The sequence below is a fragment of the Pseudomonas sp. FG35 genome, assembly GCF_057809295.1.
The window spans coordinates 1-380 of record NZ_JBMDJR010000040.1 but is presented as its reverse complement, the minus strand read 5'-3'; the positions used below and the strand labels follow the sequence as shown (position 1 = coordinate 380).

The following is a 380-nucleotide window of genomic DNA, read 5'->3' as shown; positions in this document are numbered from 1 at the left end:
AAATGCACTCGTAGCTCAGCTGGATAGAGTACTCGGCTACGAACCGAGCGGTCACAGGTTCGAATCCTGTCGAGTGCACCATTTAAGAGTCAATTGCAGCGATGTAGATGACTCGGCTTCAACCAGTTGTGATCTGGTCTAAAAACACAAAATGCACTCGTAGCTCAGCTGGATAGAGTACTCGGCTACGAACCGAGCGGTCACAGGTTCGAATCCTGTCGAGTGCACCATTTAAGAGTTAGTTGCAGTAATGCAGATGACTTGGTTACAGCCAGTTGTGGTCTGGTCTAAAAACACAAATTGCACTCGTAGCTCAGCTGGATAGAGTACTCGGCTACGAACCGAGCGGTCACAGGTTCGAATCCTGTCGAGTGCACCAT

General features: G+C 49.2%; 3 tRNA genes. All 3 read left to right on the top strand.

Annotated elements, in window-relative coordinates:
* The first annotated feature begins 4 nt into the window (after positions 1 to 4).
* The 3 genes from ACODTD_RS28815 to ACODTD_RS28805 all read left to right on the top strand — a co-directional run bounded on the left by ACODTD_RS28815 (position 5) and on the right by ACODTD_RS28805 (position 379).
* Positions 5 to 81, top strand: a tRNA-Arg gene (locus ACODTD_RS28815).
* 72 nt (positions 82 to 153) lie between these two features.
* Positions 154 to 230 (top strand) — tRNA-Arg (locus tag ACODTD_RS28810).
* Positions 231 to 302: 72 nt separating this feature from the next.
* Positions 303 to 379 (top strand) — tRNA-Arg (locus tag ACODTD_RS28805).
* The last annotated feature ends 1 nt before the right edge of the window (position 380 follow it).